The 12,034-nt window shown below is 64.8% G+C and carries 10 protein-coding genes; 4 read left to right on the top strand and 6 right to left on the bottom strand.

Features of this window, described 5'->3' with window-relative positions; translation table 11 throughout:
- Positions 1 to 335 precede the first annotated feature (335 nt).
- From MUB46_RS20955 to MUB46_RS20945, 3 genes are all read right to left on the bottom strand, one after another.
- Complete coding sequence (locus MUB46_RS20955; protein WP_261617922.1) at positions 336 to 917, bottom strand: TetR/AcrR family transcriptional regulator; 582 nt, start codon at positions 915 to 917, stop codon at positions 336 to 338.
- A 177-nt stretch (positions 918 to 1,094) separates the two neighbouring features.
- Positions 1,095 to 1,877 (bottom strand): enoyl-CoA hydratase/isomerase family protein, encoded by a 783-nt coding sequence (locus MUB46_RS20950; RefSeq protein ID WP_261617921.1) that lies wholly within the window; start codon positions 1,875 to 1,877, stop codon positions 1,095 to 1,097.
- Positions 1,874 to 3,388, bottom strand: coding sequence for a class I adenylate-forming enzyme family protein (locus MUB46_RS20945; protein WP_261617920.1), 1,515 nt, complete (start codon positions 3,386 to 3,388; stop codon positions 1,874 to 1,876). Before MUB46_RS20945 ends, MUB46_RS20950 begins: the two co-directional genes overlap by 4 nt.
- A 198-nt stretch (positions 3,389 to 3,586) precedes the next feature.
- On the opposite strand from MUB46_RS20945, the gene MUB46_RS20940 reads away from it, so the two are divergent.
- On the top strand, positions 3,587 to 4,408 hold the full coding sequence (locus MUB46_RS20940; RefSeq protein WP_261617919.1) for an enoyl-CoA hydratase-related protein: 822 nt from the start codon (positions 3,587 to 3,589) through the stop codon (positions 4,406 to 4,408).
- Between the two features lie 78 nt (positions 4,409 to 4,486).
- Here the strand turns inward: MUB46_RS20940 and MUB46_RS20935 are convergent, their stop codons facing one another.
- From MUB46_RS20935 to MUB46_RS20925, 3 genes are all read right to left on the bottom strand, one after another.
- Positions 4,487 to 5,827: a TRAP transporter large permease gene (locus tag MUB46_RS20935; protein WP_261617918.1), complete on the bottom strand. Its 1,341-nt coding sequence runs from the start codon at positions 5,825 to 5,827 to the stop codon at positions 4,487 to 4,489.
- On the bottom strand, positions 5,824 to 6,396 hold the full coding sequence (locus MUB46_RS20930; protein WP_261617917.1) for a TRAP transporter small permease subunit: 573 nt from the start codon (positions 6,394 to 6,396) through the stop codon (positions 5,824 to 5,826). Before MUB46_RS20930 ends, MUB46_RS20935 begins: the two co-directional genes overlap by 4 nt.
- Positions 6,397 to 6,465: 69 nt before the next feature.
- Positions 6,466 to 7,497 carry a TRAP transporter substrate-binding protein gene (locus MUB46_RS20925; protein ID WP_261617916.1) on the bottom strand — a complete coding sequence of 344 codons (1,032 nt, stop codon included), beginning with the start codon at positions 7,495 to 7,497 and terminating at the stop codon, positions 6,466 to 6,468.
- A 264-nt stretch (positions 7,498 to 7,761) separates the two neighbouring features.
- Between MUB46_RS20925 and MUB46_RS20920 the strand changes: the two genes are divergently transcribed.
- From MUB46_RS20920 to MUB46_RS20910, 3 genes are all read left to right on the top strand, one after another.
- Entirely contained in the window at positions 7,762 to 8,937 is a 1,176-nt protein-coding gene (locus MUB46_RS20920) for an acyl-CoA dehydrogenase family protein (protein ID WP_261617915.1), read from the top strand.
- 85 nt (positions 8,938 to 9,022) lie between these two features.
- Positions 9,023 to 10,405 carry a phenylacetate--CoA ligase family protein gene (locus MUB46_RS20915; RefSeq protein WP_261617914.1) on the top strand — a complete coding sequence of 461 codons (1,383 nt, stop codon included), beginning with the start codon at positions 9,023 to 9,025 and terminating at the stop codon, positions 10,403 to 10,405.
- Positions 10,406 to 10,430: 25 nt separating this feature from the next.
- On the top strand, positions 10,431 to 12,032 hold the full coding sequence (locus MUB46_RS20910; protein ID WP_261617913.1) for an acyl-CoA carboxylase subunit beta: 1,602 nt from the start codon (positions 10,431 to 10,433) through the stop codon (positions 12,030 to 12,032).
- The last annotated feature ends 2 nt before the right edge of the window (positions 12,033 to 12,034 follow it).

The following is a 12,034-nucleotide window of genomic DNA, read 5'->3' as shown; positions in this document are numbered from 1 at the left end:
TGTCGCTGCGTCGGCACATCCGCCGACCTTGACCGCCGGACTCTAACTTACGAGCCTGGCCACCTCGATGGGGCAGACCAAGATCATTGACGCCCGCCCGTTCATGTAAGCTGTCCGTCGTCGGGGGGGGGCGACCGGCGGCGTGTTGAGCTAACGGAGGCTCTGGCCCATAAGGGTTGTCATTTTAGGCGGCCACTTCTCGGTGAAGCAAGCGGCGTTGTGTGATGGTTTCGCGTTTGAAATCGTCGCTGAAATTGGCTTTGCCCATCATCGGCTCCTTGCCTCAAAAATTAGGGACGAAGGCGTCTACGAATCCAGGGGCTATTCAGGCCGACTCAGTCGGGCCCGCTGGCGTCTGAAATGTCGAGACCGAACGAGTGGAATACGTACTCGATGTGAAGATCGATCAGTTCGGATTGGGAAAGCCTGCCGCGCGGATTGTACCACGTGCACACACCGGTCAGGGCGGCGATCGTGGCATAGGATGTCACCTGCGGATCGCGGACAGACCAGGCACCGGCCTTGTTTCCTTCCTCGATGATGGAGCGCAGCCGATGCTCGTATTTCGTCCGCTCGGCGATGATCTTTCGATAGTTGGCCGGCGTGAGGCTCCTTAGCTCCATGTTGCCGATGAAGACCTCTTCCTTCCGCGCTGTATGCCACCGGATATGAAATGCGATGAAGCGGCGCAACTCCTCGACAGGATCCTCGATGCCCTCAAGTTCGGCAGAAAGGCCTTCGTGCAGTCTTTCCATGATGTCCGACAGGATCATGAAAAGTAGGTCCTGCTTCTGGCGGATGTAATTGTAAAGCGACCCGGCCTGGATGCCGACGTCATCGGCCAGGTCGCGAAGTTTCATGGCTTCGAAGCCCTGCTTGTAGAGCCGCTTTATTCCGGCGCGACGGATTGCCTCCATCGTCCGGGCGCCGCTGGACCCCGCAGTTCTGGACATATGTGCAGCCCCTTCTGTGGCCTGGATAGTAGTTTAGAGCTTGGAAAGCAGAGGCGACAGAATGATGCAAGCCGGGAGTAGGCGGCGCAAATCAATCCGACTTGGGCGCCGGGGCCGTTGCCGTAGCGTCTCCAAAGCGTTCTAGCGGCCCGCGAAGGCGGGGGCACGACGTTCGGAGAAGGCTGCAATGCCTTCCTGCGCATCACGCGTTCCCACCAGGTCGCGGAAGCCCTCCCGCTCCAGGCCGAGCCCCTCCGCCAGACTGATGGATTGCGACAGACGGACGAGCTGCAGCGTCCGCGCGACCGCGAGCGGTGCGTTCCGGGCGATTCTCTCGGCGATGTCGAGGGCGCCCTCGAGCAGTGCGGCCGGCGTGTCGAAGACGCGGCTGACGAGGCCCGCGCTCAGAGCGGTGTCCGAGTCGATCGGTTCACCGGTCAACAGCATTTCCGCAGCGAGTGCCGGCGGAATGTAGCGGGGAAGTCGCGTGGCGCCGCCACCGCCGGCAAGCACACCGACCGTCACTTCCGGCAGGCCGAACCGTGCGTTCCGGCTGGCCAGCCGGAGATCGCATGCCAGTGCAAGCTCCAGGCCGCCGCCGAAGGCGACGCCGTTGATCGCGGCGATGATCGGCTTCCGGGTCGGGTAGGATCGTGTCAGGCCGCCGAATGTCCCGTGATCTTGATTTGTCTCCGCGAGCCGGCGGAGCTCCGGCAGCATGGTGCCGATATCTGCGCCGGCGCAGAATGCGCGCTCGCCGCTCCCGGTGAGCACGATGCAGCGAACGTCCTCCTGCGCTTCGGCCCAGACCCAGGCGTCGCGCAGCGCCGCATCCGTCTCCGGATCAATCGAATTCATTTTGTCGGCGCGCGCCAGGCGCAGAATGCCCACGCCCGGCCTCGGCTTTTCGCGTTCGACAGTCATCGCGGTGTCTCCTGGCGCAGCATGTCGCGCAATTCGCGCTTCAGGATCTTGCCGAGGTAGTTCTTCGGCAGGTCGTCAAAGGCCATGAAGATCACCCGCTTCGGCGTCTGGTATCCGCCGAGATCGCGTCGCGCGAAATCGATGATGTCCCGTTCGGTCGCGTCCCGGGCATCGTGCAGCGTCACGACCGCCGTCACGACCTCGCCCCAATGGTCGTCCGGGAGGCCGAGCACGGCCACCTCGCGCACGCCGGGGTGCCGGGCGATGGCGAATTCGACCTCCTGCGAATAGACGTTCAGGCCGCCGGTCTTGATCATGTCCTTCGAGCGGTCGTGGAAGGTGACGAAGCCGGCCTCGTCCATCACGCCGAGATCTCCGGTCAGGAGCCAGTCTTCGTGGAAGACCTTGGCCGTCTCCGCGGGCTGGCGGAAGTAGCCCGACATGACGGCGGGGCCGCGTACGGCGAGTTCGCCGACCTCGCCCGGTTCGGCGACGCTGCGATCCTCGCGCAAGATGCGCAACTCGCAATTGGGCACGATGCGGCCGATGGAGTCCGGCGCGCGCTCGTAATCCTCGGGCAGTAGGCAGGTCACGATCGGGCCCGCCTCCGTGAGACCGTACTGATAGTAGATGCCGAGCCCCGGAATCAGCGCTTCCATCGCGGCACGCTCGTGCCGCGGCAGGATGCCCGCGCCGGCGTACCAACGCCTGAACGATGACCAATCAGCCGTTTTCGCGCGCGGATGATTGACGATTTGGCGCGCCATGGTCGGAGGGGTGAAACCGTTCGTTGCCTTCTCCCTTTCGACAGCGTCGATCCAGCCTTCGGGCGTGAACTCGGGCAGAATGACGGCGGTCGCGCCGAGATAGAGGTGGGGCAGGAGCCAGGTGTTCAGTGCGGCGGAATGGTGCAGCGCGGTCGCCACGATCGTGGTGTCGGAGTCCGACATGCGGGTGAAGAGCGCTTCGTTCAGGATATTCCAGAAGAGATTGGCGTGCGAGAGAAGCACTCCCTTGGACGCGCCGGTCGTGCCGCCGGTGAAGAGGATCACGGCACCGTCGGAAGGCTCGACCGCAACGACATCCTCGTCGGCCGTGGCGTGGTCTTCCTCCATCGCCCGCAAGGTCGATTCGGAGAGGTCGATCATCGCGGGAAGACCATCGATCCCGTCGAGCAGCACGCGGCGTTCGGCGTCGACGAACAGTCTGGTGGTTTCCACCGCCCGCATCATGGCCGCCAGCCGGTCGGGCGTTTCGCGGTAATTCAGCCCCGCGGCAATCGCGCCGGTCTTTGCCAGGGCGATGAACGTCTTGACCCAGTCGGTCGATGCGGCGGCGAGAATGCCGACGCGATCGCCGTGCCGCACCCCGGCCCGGCGCATGGCCCTGGCCAGCGCGTCGGTTTCCCGGTCAAGGTCTGCGTAGGTCAAGCGACGTGTGCCGTCGACCAATGCGATCTTGTTCGGGCTGCGTCGTGCGTTCCGAGCGATATAGTCGCCCACACAGATCATTCTTTCCTCCATGACCGATTATACTCGGGCGGCGCTCCCAGCCCCGGGTGCCGGTCGGCTCCGGGTCGGACGGTCCGGCAGAGCCGTGAGGCTGGCCCCGCGCAGAGTCGCATTCCAAGTCCAGGCGCATGCTTGCAGGCCAGTTGATTGCCTCGTATAAACAAACGGTTGACCGTTTTAATACAGGGCGTTTGCACGATGCGCAACACGAATCAATCCTTCTCCCGCATTCTCGTCGATCTCGACCAGCGCGGGCTTGCAACGGTGACGATAAACCGCCCGGAAGCACGCAACGCCTGGGATATGGAAACGGTGGCGGAGCTGACACAGGCGTTCGACACGCTGCGGACCTCCCAGACGCTGCGCGTCGTGGTCCTCACCGGTGCCGGCGAGGTCTTCAGCGCCGGCGGCGATCTGAAATGGATGCGGGGCATGCTGGGGCGCAGCGCGGATGAACGGGAGGCGGAGGCCCGGGCGATCATGCGTCTGCTGCAGACGCTAGACGCGTTTCCGCAGCCCGTCATCGCGCGCGTAAACGGGGCGGCATTCGGCGGCGGTGTCGGCCTAGTGTGCGTCTCCGACATGGCGATTGCCTCCGATCGGGCGCGGTTCGGAATCACGGAAACGAGATTGGGGATCGTTCCGGGCACCATTTCCCCTTTCATCGTCAGGCGTATCGGGGCGGCCGCGGCGCGTGGGCAGTTCCTGACCGGCAGCGTGCTCGATCCCGCGACCGCGCTTCGTATCGGCCTTGTCCAGCAGGTGGTCGAGCCGGAGGCGCTCGACCAGACCGTGGAGCGGGCCGTTGAAGCAATACTCAAATGCGCTCCCGGCGCGGTCGCGCGCACGAAACGGCTGTTCCGGGAGATCGGTGAGGCCGCGCCGCAGGAGGCGGAGGCTACCGGTATCGCGGCGATCGTCGAGGCCTGGACCCAGCCGGAGGCGCACGATGGAATTTCGGCGTTCCTGGAAAAGCGGGAGCCGGGATGGCGCCTCGGCGGCGGGCGAACGTCAGACTGAAGGCGTGCCGGCCCGGGCGCCGGTTCGCGGCCTACCGGTCGGGCCACCTCGGATCATGACCCGCGGACGCGCAGGCGTCTATCGGCCGAGGTAGCTAGCCAGGCCGAGGCTGATCTGCGGGAACACGATGACGAGCAGCACCGCCAGAACCTGCAGAAGAACGAACGGCACGATGCCACGGTAGATCGTCCCGATCGGCACCTCGGGGGCGATACCGCGCAGATAGAACAGCGCATAGCCGAACGGCGGGGTCAGGAACGAGATCTGCAGGTTGACCGCGAGCGCGATCGCGAACCATGCCAGCGTCTGTTCGGGATCCATGCCGAAATCGAGCGCCATGACGACGGGAGCGACGATTGGCACCACGACGAGGACGATCTCGACCCACTCGAGGAAGAAACCGATGACGAAGATCAGCGCCATCACGGCGAGCAGAACGACATAGGGGCTTTCGCCGATGTGGGCGAAGGCGTCGGCGACCATGGCGTCGCCGCCGAGCCGCCGGAAGATGACGCTGAACACGGTTGCGCCGATCATGACGAACACGATCATCGCCGTCGTCTTGGTCGTCTGACGCAGCGACGAACGCAGGGTCTCGAAGTCGAGGCTTCCCGACAGGAACGCGAGGACGAGAGCGCCTAGCGCGCCGATAGCGGCGGCTTCGGTCGGCGTGGCGACGCCGGCGATGATGGTACCGAGGACCGACAGGATTAGCAGAACCGGGGCCACGAGATCCTTGAGCAGGCGGACGACCAGCGCCGATCGGTCGGTGGTCCGGCCTTCCGGTCGCGGCGGCATGCGATGCGGCTGCAGGATCGCCACGGCGATCAGGTACAACAGAAAAAGGCCGGAGAGCAGCAACCCGGGGCCGATCGCGCCAATGAAGAGATCGCCGATCGGCACGCGCAATTGGTCGCCGAGCACGATGAGCATGATCGAGGGGGGCAGCAGGATGCCGAGCGTGCCGGTCGATGCGATCAATCCGGTCGCGATGCGCGGGTCGTAGCGGTTCTGAAGCATGGTGGGGAGCGCGATCATGCCCATCAGGACGACCGACGCGCCGATGATCCCGGTCGAGGCGCCCATCGCGACGCCGAGAATCGCCACCGCAAAGGCATAGCCGCCGGGCAGCGAGCGGAACAGCGAGGCGAGTGAGCCCAGCAGGCGCTCGGCGACGCCGGAGCGCTCCATCATGAGCCCCATGAACACGAACAGCGGGATCGCGATCAGCAGCCAGTTGGTGAGGATGCCCGAGTAGATCCGCGCAACCGCCGTCGACAGGAATACGAGCGGGATATCGGCCAGCAGCGCGAGCACGATACCGACGCCGGCGAGTACGAAGGCGACGGGAAAGCCGGTGAAGAGGCCCGCCATCAGCGCGACGAGCATCACAACCGGCCAGAAATAGCTCTCGGTCATTTCTCCTCCGGGGAAGATGTCGTTTCCCGCGACCTGGCGAGCGCGAGGAGGCCCTGCGCGGCGCGCACGATCGCGACGAGGCCCAGAAGCGCGAACGCGAACGGCAGGCAGGACTTGATGATCCAAAGGTCGAATAGGCCACCGTAGGTGGAGCCTTCGCCGGTCATGTAGGCGCGCCCGGCGAAGGGAATGCCGTACCAGACCACGACCGCGCAGAAGGGTAGCGTCAGGAAAAGGTTGCCGATGATCGCGATGATTGACCGCAGCCGGTCCGAGAACCGGGCGGATATGACCTCGACGCTGACATGCTGATTGTCCGCGTAGGCATAGATGCCGCCGAAGATCGCTATCAGGGCGAATATGTGCCACTGCAGGTCGGCGAGCGTGTTGACGGTTATCGCCTGTCCCAGAAGGGGGATCGGTGCGCCCCAAGACAGGAAGCTGTTCAGTCCGTACTTCGCTGCGAGGACCGTCAGGCAGACAAAGACGATGAGCGGCAGGACGAGCCAGCTGACCAGCTTGCCGGGCACCATCGCGAGCCGCATTACCGTATCGAGGAACCTGATCATGCGACCGTTCGTGTTGCGTGGTGGCGCGCCGGGAGAGGCCCGCCACCACCGTGGCCTAGGGGCGACGTATTAGCGCGGCAATTCCTGAAGACCCTTCCAGCGCGACATGCGGTCCATATAGGCTGTCAGCGACTCGTAGGCTTCCTTGAACAGAGGGTCGCGGGCGGCTTCATCTTCCATCACGGCGGTCGACGATTCCTTGAGGGCGGCCAGAACCTCGTCGGGCAGACGACGAACCGTGACGCCAGCGGCCTCGATCTTCTCCAGCGCCTCGTTCTGGCTCTCACTTTCGTTGGCGAGTACCGCGGTTATGTTGGCCTTGCAGGCCTCGATCATGATCTGCTGCTGGTTCTCGGTGAATCCGCCCCAGACGTCCATGTTGATGATGATGGAGTTCCAGCTCGACGGCTGATGCCAGCCGGGAAAGTAGTAGTTCTTGACGATGTCCTGGAATCCGACTCCGATATCGAGTTGCGGTGCGGAGAACTCGGCGGCGTCGATGCGGCCGGTTTCCAGCGAGACATAGATCTCGCCGGCGGGTACGAGTTGCGTGTTCGCCCCGAGGCGGGCCAGCGCCTGTCCGCCGAGGCCGGCGATGCGCATGTTGAGGCCCTTGAGGTCGTCGACCGTCTCGATGTCCTTGTTGAACCAGCCGCCTGCCTCCGAAACCACCAGGTGGCAGGGGATGACCTTCACCCCGTGCGGGTCGTAGGCCTTCTGAATGATCTCCAGCCCGCCCCCTTCGAACATCCAGCCGAGCGCCATGTCGGGGCTGGGACCGAACGGCATGGCGCCGACGAGATTGGCCACCGGGATCGAGCTGGCCCAATACCCGATCCAGTCGTAGCCGAAGGGGATGGCGCCCGAACTCACCGCGCCGAAAAGCTCGAAGGGTGGCACGAAGTCGCCGGCGCCGTGCACCTTCACGTCAATCTCGCCACCCGTCATCAGCTTGACGCGCTTGGCCCAATTGGCCGGGCTCTGGCCGATGGAGGGTACGTTGAGGCCGAATACACTTTGCAGGTCGTATTGGCCTGCCTGAGCCTGGCCGGTTCCGGCGATCGCGGCAGCCAGCACTGCCGCACAGAGTCCGTATTTCATTTTTGCAATCCTCCAATAGCGGTTCCAGAACCCGTGCGCGGGCGTTTGCAATGCTCGTCGCACGCCAGCTTCAGCACGTCTTATTTACTAACGGCCGTCCGTTTTTATCGGCAACAAGCTACCGTCTGTCAATCCCTGCCATTCCGGAGGGCTTGCGCTTCTGGGAGTTCCGCGTTTGGCTTGTTCCATTTCCAATTAAACAAACGGTTGACCGCTTGTTTTTAAATCGGCAGGGCGTATTATGCCGGCCGAAAGGAGCCTGCGATGCCACTCGATTCCGATGTCTTCGAGCCGCTGATCGAAACTGTCCGCCGTTTCGTCGACGGTCGCCTCATCCCGTGCGAAGACGCTGTCGCGGAGGCGGACGAGATCCCGCGATCCCTCATCGACGAGATCCGGCACCTTGGGCTATTCGGCCTGTCGATACCGGCGTCATTTGGCGGGCTGGGGCTGACGATGGAGGAGGAGGCTCGCGTGATCTTCGAGGTCGGGCGTGCCTCGCCGGCGTTCCGATCCATCTTCGCCACCAATGTCGGCATCGGCAGTCAAGCGATCGTCATGGATGGGACCCCGGAGCAAAAGGACCGGTACCTGCCCCGGCTCGCCTCCGGTGAAGTCATCGGCTCGTTCGCGCTGACGGAGCCGGATTCCGGTTCCGATGCCGCCTCGATCACCACGTCCGCGCGTCGCGACGGCGACGGCTACGTGATCAATGGGACCAAGCGCTACATCACCAATGCGCCGGAGGCCGGCGTCTTCACGCTGATGGCGCGCACCGGCGCACGCGAGGACGGCGCCGACGGGGTCACCGCCTTTCTCGTCGATCGCGATACGCCCGGTCTTGCCGTCGGAAAGCCGGACAAGAAAATGGGGCAGCGCGGCGCCCACACGGCCGACGTAGTCTTCCAGGATTGCCGCGTCCCAGTTTCCGCCATCGTCGGGGGCGTAGAGGGGCGCGGATTCAAGACGGCGATGAAAGTCCTGGACAAGGGGCGTCTCCACATCGCCGCAGCCTGTGTTGGCGCGGCGCAGCGGCTCCTCGAGGAGAGCCTCGCCTACGCCGCCGAGCGCCGACAATTCGGCCGGCCGATCGCCGATTTTCAGTTGATCCAGGCAGCGCTGGCGGATTCGCGCACCGAGATCTATGCCGCCAGGGCCATGGTGCTCGACGCGGCGCGGCGGCGCGATCTGGGCGAGAACGTCTCGGCCGACGCGTCATGCTGCAAGTATTTCGCTAGCGAGATGGTCGGGCGTGTTGCCGACCGGGCGGTGCAGATCCTCGGCGGGGCCGGCTACATGGCGGAGTATCCGGTGGAGCGCTTCTACCGCGATGTCCGGCTGTTCCGCATCTACGAAGGAACCAGCCAGATCCAGCAACTCGTCATCGCCCGCAGTCTGCTGCGCGAACATCGCGCATCGGCTGAGGCGCGCACGAGCTAACGAGGGGCCGCCGCCCGGACCGTGCCGGAACGGCGTCCGGGCTGCTCGGTGCTACTTCGGGAAATTGAGTGAAGAGGAAACGAACATGCGTTTTCGCAAGCCCATGGCCTTTGCCAACATCGTGTCGGCAACATTCAGCGGTATCGAGACCGCGCCTGAGGTGGCCGTCAGGGCGCTTCAGGAGAGCCGGCTCCAGAGCCAGCTCTCCTATCTCGAGGCGCGATCGGACTTCTATCGTCGTCGGTTCCGGGAAGCGGGTATCGCCTTCTCCGATTTATGCAGCATCGCCGACCTGGAACGGGTGCCGTTCACGACCAAGCAGGACCTGCGCGACAGTCTGGCGCGTGTCCGCCCGTTCGGTGAACATCTGGCCGCTCCCATCGAGGAGGTCGTGCAGGTTCAGGCATCGTCGGGCACGACGGGTAGCCCCTCCTACGTCGGCCTCACGGAGAACGACGTTCTCGCATGGCAGGAGGTGACGGCGCGGGCGCTGTTCGCTTGCGGCATGCGGCCCGGCGACCTCGTGCTCCATGGTTTCTCGATCAGCAAGGGGTTCGTCGGCGGCATCCCGATGTTCCAGGCCGTGCAGTATCTCGGCGCGAAGGACATCCCCGTCGGCGCCGATGGCGGCGTCGACCGACTGCTGATCGCGGCGCGCGACCTGCGTCCCCGCTGCATCATCGGGACCCCGAACTTCCTGCTCTTCCTGGCCGACGTGGCGAAGGACATCATCGGCATGGAGGCCGCGGATCTCGGTGTTGAACGCCTGATCGTGGGTGGCGAGCCGGGCGGCGGAATCGCGGCGGTGCGCGAGGCACTCGAAGCACGCTGGAACGCGACCTGCTGCGAACTGCTCGGCGGCACCGATCTCGGCTGCACCTACTGGGCCGAGGGGGATACCCAGCAGGGCATGCATATGGTGGGGCCGGACCACATTCTGGCCGAACTGATCGACCCGGCCACCGGGAAGACGATCCCGTTCGAGGAGGGGGGCGAAGGCGAACTCGTTTACACGGCCCTAGGCCGCGAGGCCTCGCCCGTGCTTCGCTTCCGCAGCGGGGACCACGTCGTCGTCAAGGCGATGGCAACGGCGGACGGGCGTACCGGACCGGCGATCCGCTGCGTCGGCCGGACGGACGACATGCTGATCGTCCGCGGCGTCAATCTGTTCCCGTCCTCCGTTCAGGACCTGCTGGCGGGTATTCCCGAAAGCAACGGTGTCATTCGAATCGTCGCGGATTTCGAGGGGCACTCGACCCAGTCCAATCTGAAGGTTCTCGTGGAGCGTGCGGAGGGGCGGCCGGGAACGCTGGACCATGAGATCAAGGCGATCGCCGAGGAGCGGATCCGCAATGCGCTGTCGGTGAAGGCCGACGTGCGCGTTGTGCCTGCAAACTTCTTTGAAAAACCGGGTGTCGCCAAGGTCTCTCTCACCTTGCGTGAGATGCCGGACCTGACCACGCCCTAATCCAATCGAGACGCGGAACCGCACCATGTTGCAGAACAACCCGAAGGTCGGGGCGACCGACGCCGAACTCAACCGAAGCGCCTATCTCGAACTCGTCGGCGACCTTCATCGTCGCCGATCGCTCGCCCGGGCCGGAGGCTCGGAAGCCGCGCGGCGCAAGCATCACGAACGCGGGCGGATGCTCGTGCGCGAGCGCATCGATGCGCTGATCGATCCGGGATCCCCGTTCCTCGAAATCGCCGAGTTGGCAGGCGAGGGTCTCTACGACGGCGTGCCGGCGGGCGCGGGGATGGTGACGGGCGTCGGCACGATCGCCGGGCGGCCCTGCATGATTATCGCCAATGACGCGACGGTGAAGGGCGGCACCTACTTCGGCATGACCTGCCGCAAACACGTCCGGGCGCAGCGATTCGCGTGGGGCAACCGACTGCCCTGCGTCACGCTGGTGGATTCCGGCGGTGCATTCCTGCCGGATCAGGCGAACATCTTTCCCGACGAAGGTTTGTTCGGCTCGATATTCCACAATCAGGTGGGCATGTCGGCCGACGGCATCCCGCAGATCGCCGTCGTTCTGGGCACCTGCACTGCAGGCGGCGCCTACATTCCGGCGCTGTGCGACGAGGTCGTGATCGTCCGCGGCCTCGGGTACATGTTCCTTGGCGGTCCGCAATTGGTACAGGCGGCGACCGGTGAGATGACCGGTGCCGAGGATCTCGGTGGCGCGGAGATGCACAGCCGCGTCAGCGGCGTGACCGATCACCTCGCCGAAAACGACGCCCATGCGCTCGCGATCACGCGGACACTTGTTGCCGAACTCCCGGCGCGCACGCCTGAACGGTGGCATCGGCAGACGGCGGTCGACCCCCGGCACCCGGTCGACGGCATCTACGATCTCATCAGCCGTGATCCACGCCGCCCAACCGACAACAGGGCCGTGTTGGAGCGCCTCGTCGACGGTGGTGACTTCACGGAGTTCAAGGCGGAGTACGGTACCACGCTCCTCACCGGATTCGCCCGCATCGGGGGCTATCAGGTCGGGGTGCTGGCGAACAACGGCGTGCTCTTCACCGAGTCGGCGCTGAAGGCCACGCATTTCATCAGTCTCTGCTGCCAGCGCGACATCCCATTACTGTTTCTCGCCGACGTCTCGGGGTTCATGGTCGGACGGGAGGCCGAGATGGCGGGCATCGCCAAGGCCGGCGCGAAGTTCATCACCGCCATGAGCTCGGCATCCGTGCCGAAATACACGGTCATTACGGGCGGGTCCTACGGGGCGGGCTATCTGGCCATGTGCGGCAGGGCCTTCAGGCCGACGGCGATGTTCATGTGGCCGAACGGGCGGGCCGCAATCATGGGGCCGGACCAGGCCGCCACCACGCTCGCACTTGTCAAGCGGCAGGCCATCGAGAAGGGCGGCGGCGCCTGGAGCGCGGATAAGGAGGAGGCGTTCAAGGCGCCGATCCGCGCCGAGTACGAGGCATTCGCGAGCGCCTACAATTTCGCGCGCAATCTGTGGGTCGATGGCGTGATCGAGCCTGCGGAGACGCGCCAGACCCTGACCTTGCTGCTCGACCTTGCCGCGCGCACACCGGCATGCCCGACGCAGTTCGGCGTGTTCCGCATGTAGGT

The sequence above is a fragment of the Microbaculum marinisediminis genome (genome assembly GCF_025397915.1).
Taxonomy (GTDB): Bacteria; Pseudomonadota; Alphaproteobacteria; order Rhizobiales; family Tepidamorphaceae; genus Microbaculum; species Microbaculum marinisediminis.
The sequence above is the reverse complement of the archived record's forward strand: the minus strand, read 5'-3'. Positions and strand labels throughout refer to the sequence as shown.

Coding starts and splice junctions, on each gene's coding strand:
- MUB46_RS20955 (WP_261617922.1), bottom strand. CDS start 917: ATGGAGGCAATCCGTCGCGCCGGAATAAAGCGGCTCTACAAGCAGGGC.
- MUB46_RS20950 (WP_261617921.1), bottom strand. CDS start 1,877: ATGACTGTCGAACGCGAAAAGCCGAGGCCGGGCGTGGGCATTCTGCGC.
- MUB46_RS20945 (WP_261617920.1), bottom strand. CDS start 3,388: ATGATCTGTGTGGGCGACTATATCGCTCGGAACGCACGACGCAGCCCG.
- MUB46_RS20940 (WP_261617919.1), top strand. CDS start 3,587: ATGCGCAACACGAATCAATCCTTCTCCCGCATTCTCGTCGATCTCGAC.
- MUB46_RS20935 (WP_261617918.1), bottom strand. CDS start 5,827: ATGACCGAGAGCTATTTCTGGCCGGTTGTGATGCTCGTCGCGCTGATG.
- MUB46_RS20930 (WP_261617917.1), bottom strand. CDS start 6,396: ATGATCAGGTTCCTCGATACGGTAATGCGGCTCGCGATGGTGCCCGGC.
- MUB46_RS20925 (WP_261617916.1), bottom strand. CDS start 7,497: ATGAAATACGGACTCTGTGCGGCAGTGCTGGCTGCCGCGATCGCCGGA.
- MUB46_RS20920 (WP_261617915.1), top strand. CDS start 7,762: ATGCCACTCGATTCCGATGTCTTCGAGCCGCTGATCGAAACTGTCCGC.
- MUB46_RS20915 (WP_261617914.1), top strand. CDS start 9,023: ATGCGTTTTCGCAAGCCCATGGCCTTTGCCAACATCGTGTCGGCAACA.
- MUB46_RS20910 (WP_261617913.1), top strand. CDS start 10,431: ATGTTGCAGAACAACCCGAAGGTCGGGGCGACCGACGCCGAACTCAAC.